The organism is Clostridium sp. CTA-19 (genome assembly GCF_054767855.1).
Window position 1 is genome coordinate 1 of the sequence record NZ_BAAABH010000063.1, and the last position, 5,446, is coordinate 5,446.

General features: G+C 28.6%; 2 protein-coding genes. Both read left to right on the forward strand.

The features are described 5' to 3' along the window. Window positions 1–2,172: 2,172 nt before the first annotated feature. Window positions 2,173–3,534, forward strand: a complete 1,362-nt coding sequence (locus ACYUE0_RS17395) for a TIGR00366 family protein (RefSeq protein ID WP_460271877.1) — start codon at window positions 2,173–2,175, stop codon at window positions 3,532–3,534. 594 nt (window positions 3,535–4,128) lie between these two features. After that, window positions 4,129–5,208 (forward strand): hypothetical protein, encoded by a 1,080-nt coding sequence (locus ACYUE0_RS17400; protein ID WP_460271879.1) that lies wholly within the window; start codon window positions 4,129–4,131, stop codon window positions 5,206–5,208. Window positions 5,209–5,446: the final 238 nt, after the last annotated feature.

Sequence of the window (5,446 nt, forward strand, 5' to 3'; positions counted from 1 at the left end):
ATTATGTAAGTAACTATAACTTTAAAAGAATACATTCTTCAATTGACTTCAATTGATTATAGGACTCCAAATGAGTTTTATAATTTAACAAATAGTAATTTTAAGAATAAGCTAGTAATTAGCATTTAGAGTCCACTTTGAGGGGGCCAATCCGACAATTTAGGTTGAAACTGGATTCCAGTTTCTTTTTAATTTAAGGGAGTAAATTCTAATTTTGTGATATTAAATTAAACAAAGTTATATTCAAAGTTTACAACCGTAACAAATGGGACAGGCACGAAAGGTGTATACCCATAAAATAGAGAGCAGCTTTTATAATTTAATTACTGTAAATAAAAAAAGTTAGCCAGTCCCTTAAATAGTTAAGAGTTAAGAGTTCAGGATGAAACTGGATCACCAGTTTCTTTGAATTAGAGGGAGTAAATTTTGAGTTTCAGGGATAAAATTAGCCAAAGCTAAATTCAAAGTTTACAACCGTAACAAGAAGGACAGGCGTATCAAAGTATATTTTCCATAAGTGATTGTCACAGTGAAATCGAAAGGTTATCAATAAAATCTAAAGAAATCAAAGCCGGTCCTAAAATAGCAGCTTTGCTACGTAGAGGTTAGGGACTGGCTTTGATTTATTAGTGGAAAAATAAAAAAAATAGGAGAGCATCAAGTGTTAGCGAAGAAAATAAATTTACCGTGCCTGTCCCATTTGTTATGGAGCTAAGATTATAATTTATTGCTTACTTAGATTTTGTTAGTAAAACTAGATTCAAAAATACGTTGAGAATTACTAGGAACGAAGTGAGTAGTAATAACCACAACTGTTAACTATTCACTCTTAACTCTTAACTGAAAAAGTCCCTCTTGTGATGGAGCCAACACTAGGGGTAATTGCTTGTTTGAAAATTTCACTAAAACCCAAATAGGGGTACTGGTTCTTTATTTAACTTGTTATGGGAATACAGCAATTGTGGAATCTACAGTTTAAACGAAGAAAATAGAAATAAATGAACCTGTCCCGCTTGTTATGGAAGTATAACTTAGGGATATTGCTTGTTTAGTTTAGGTAGAGAGTTTTAGAAAATTGACAATGGACAAAGGGCAACTTATTTAGGAATTGACAATTGACAATGGACATTTGACAATGATGGAGGAAACTGGACTACCAGTTTCTTTTTAATTTAAGGGAGTAAATTCTAATTTTGTGATATTAAATTAAACAAAGTTATATTCAAAGTTTACAACCGTAACAAATGGGACAGGCACGAAAGGTGTATACCCATAAAATAGAGAGCAGCTCTTATAATTTAATTACTATAAATAAAAAAAGTTAGCCAGTCCCTTAAATAGTTAAGAGTTAAGAGTTCAGGATGAAACTGGATCACCAGTTTCTTTGAAATAAAGTAGCTTTGCTGCGTAGAGGTTCGGGACTGGCTTTGATTTATTAGTGAAAAAATAAAAAATTAGGAGAGCATCAAGTGTTAGCGAAGAAAATAAATTTATCGTGCCTGTCCCATTTGTTATGGAGCTAAGATTATAATTTATTGCTTACTTAGATTTTGTTAGTAAAACTAGATTCAAAAATACGTTGAGAATTACTAGGAACGAAGTGAATAGCAATAACTAAAACTAAGTTATTAGTTATAAATTTTAAGAGATTTTCAAAAAAATAATAGAAAAATATTAGATTATAACAAATTTTTAGTGAAAAATTTGTAAGGTTTTGTATTTTTTAGATATATAAGTTGAAAAATATGCTGTAGAATTGTATAATTATTTTGAATTGAAAAACAAATATAGTGAAATATACCCACTTTTAATTTGTTCAAGAAATTAAATATTTTCTTGATTTCAAATTGAATTTGAGCATATGCTCACTTTTTTGCTGCTCAAAATTAAAATTTAATTTCAGAGCTATATAGCAAAATAATTTTAATTTTATTTTTTATATATTTAATGCATTAATAAACATTATTTTGCTATAAAATTCAAAGAACAAAAAATCAAATAGGTTTTAGGCAATTAAGAAATGAGAGGTGGAATCAAAATATTTGTTTTTGTAATATATGTAGTTTTAGATGAATTTTAAATAAAATAGGTTTAGTCGCAATAAAGGAAATAACTTTATAAAATTAGTAATACTCTTAATTCTCAATTGCTTAGGAAAGAGGAGGGTATGTTATGTTTAAAAAATTTACAAATGGCTGTGTTAAGTTAGTTCAAAAATACTTACCAGATCCATTTATCTTTGCAGCAGTACTTACAGTTTTAGTTTTTGTTCTAGGTATGATTTTAACAGGTCAAACACCAGTTCAAATGGTTGGACACTGGGGAAATGGAATGTGGACATTATTAGCCTTTTCCATGCAAATGGCATTAGTTCTAGTTTTAGGACATGCTCTTGCAAATGCTCCAGCTTTTAACAAATTACTAAAAAAAATGGCGAAAGTGCCTAAAAATCAATTTCAAGCAATTATAATAGTTACTTTTATTTCATTAGTAGCATGTTGGATTAACTGGGGATTTGGACTTGTTATAGGAGCTATATTTGCAAAAGAGGTTGCAAGTCAAGTTAAGAAGGTTGACTATCGTTTATTGATAGCATCAGCATATTCTGGATTTTTAGTTTGGCATGCAGGACTTTCTGGTTCTATTCCACTAACTGTAGCAAGTGGTGGAGAAGATGTTAAGCAATTAACTAGAGGGGTTATAGATAAGGCTATCCCAACAAGTGAGACTATATTTAACCCTGTTATGTTAATAACTTTAATAGTGCTTATGATAACATTACCACTTGTTAATAGAGCTATGCATCCAAGTGAAAAGGATACTGTTGTTATAGACCCATCTTTGTTAGAGGATTCTAAAGAAGAAGTTGCAAGTTCTGTAGCGGTTACACCAGCAGATAAAATTGAGACAAGCCCTGTAATATCAATACTTCTTTGCATTTTAGGGTTTTCTTATATAATTTATTACTTTATAACTAAAGGATTTAATTTAAACTTAGATATTGTAAATACTATATTCTTATTTACTGGTATATTGCTTCATAAAACACCAAGAAATTATGTTGCAGCAATAGGGGATGCCGCTAAAGGTTCAGCTGGAATTATACTTCAGTTCCCATTTTATGCAGGAATAACAGGAATGATGATAGGTGCTAATGCTGATGGAGCATCATTGGCAGGAGTTATATCAACAGGATTTGTATCTATATCTACTAAGACTACATTTCCAATATTCTCATTCTTGAGTGCTGGTATAGTTAACTTCTTTGTTCCTTCTGGTGGAGGACAATGGGCAGTGCAAGCTCCTATAATGTTGCCAGCAGGTCAAGCTTTAGGAGTTCCAGCAGCAATAACATCTATGTCTATTGCTTGGGGAGATGCTTGGACAAATATGATTCAACCATTCTGGGCATTACCTGCACTAGGAATAGCTGGTCTTGGAGCCAAAGATATAATGGGATATTGTTTGGTTGACCTTATATATTCAGGAATAATAATAATACTAGGATTTTTATTGTGCGGATTTATATTTTAGGGGAGTAAAAGAAAGAAACTGGATTTCCAGTTTCTTTTTTTGCGGTTAAATAAGTTATTAAAGTGATAAATTTATAGAAAAATCTATAGACACTAAAGTTTTAGTGAAAAGAGTACGTTTATACTAATAAGGAGTATATTTAAAAATTATTAAACTAATTAGTGACAGAAATTTATATAGCAGATTATGAAACTAAGCATAGGGCTTAGTTTAAATTATTTTAACAGAATGGCTTATCTAATAAGTTGAAAAAATGTAAAAATATACTATAATTAAAAGGGGTTTCTTATATAGGAAAATAAGCTCATATTTAAGTTTATTCATCAAATTTTTGTTATAAGTTTATAAAAAGTACCGTTAGAATTATCAGTAAAGTACCAACTTGAATTTTCTCACTTGATAAATGAATAACTTTAGAACCATATAGTTACCCTTAATTTTTAACTTGAATAAGCCATATCTATTAGTGTTGTGATAATAGTAATTTTTTTCATTTGATAAGAGCATAAGTTTAAATTTAGATTTGGAATGCTAAGTTAATAACAAGTTACGTTATATAGACGAAGAATATTTAAAATAGGGGAGGCTTTTATTATGATTTATATAAATTTATCTGAAATTATGGAGATAGAAGGCTTTAATGAAGAGGAAGATAAGGTTGAAATTGTATTTAATAATAAAAATTTCGAGTTTAAGACCTTCAAAGATTATGGGGATAAATCTTCTATTGTTTTAAGAAAAATTTGTGATGAAGAGTTAGATAGTTGTTGTGAAGATATAGAGATAGTTGTGCAGGAAGATAAAAATAATATATTAAAACTTCAAGATGATGAAGTTTTAGATAAAAGCACAAATATAGGATTGAATTTAGATAATAAAGAAATTGAAAGTTACGAAGAAGATGAGTATATAGAAGAAGTTAATGAAGTTGTAGAGGAACATTTAAAAATTTTAGATGCAGATTATAATATTTTAACAAAAACTTTTTCTTTAAATTTAAATAGAAATTTAGATAGTAAATTAATAAAAAACAATTTCTTTGATATTTTTGAAATAAATTTAATGGAAGAGGATAACAAATATCTTAAATTTGTGAATAAGGTTGAAAAGGTAGATATAGAAGGAAATTTAGTTAAAATTAAGTTTGAAAGTTTTCAAAGTCTTGATTTAAGTAAGGCTATAAATATAAAGTTTATTGAAAATAACATAATAGAAAATGTTGATTTAGAAAAGATGGATGTTAAGATAGTGAAATATTTTATAAAAAACAAAAAGGAAAAAGTAAAACTTTTTAGTGGACAAGAATTAAATAAGATATTAACAGAATTTCATTTTTCAGGTATTGTAGAAGAATTTGAAATGACTATGGAAGGTGCAGGATATTTGTTTACTAATAGTAATATAAAAGTAAAGAAAATAAATAATGATATGTATGCAATTAATGATGAACAAAATATAAAATTTAAAGATAGTGAAGAAAAGTATGTAGGATATGTTGGATTCAAAGAAGCTAATATAAGTTTAAAACTACCTACAGGCATAAAAAAAGTTTTTAATTTATCTTTTAAGTTTTTAGATGATAAAATTGTAGCTATATGGGATTACAATGATCTTATGAATGAAATTGTAGAAACTATGAAATTAGAAAATATAGCAGTTTCTGCAAGGGGATAGATTTTGTAGTGAAAAGCTAGATAGTTAAGAATCTTAATTGGTTAATAGATAAGAGTTTAAAAAATTGACATTTGACAATGGACAATTGACAATGATGGTCTCATAGGCCCCCATGGAAAAGTAGACTCATAATTCGAATGGAACTATACTAGGATTAATGAATGGAGGGGTGCATTATGAGTGGGAATTTTATTAGAAAATATACTGAAGAAGAAAGAGTGAAAATTGTAGAAGAGGC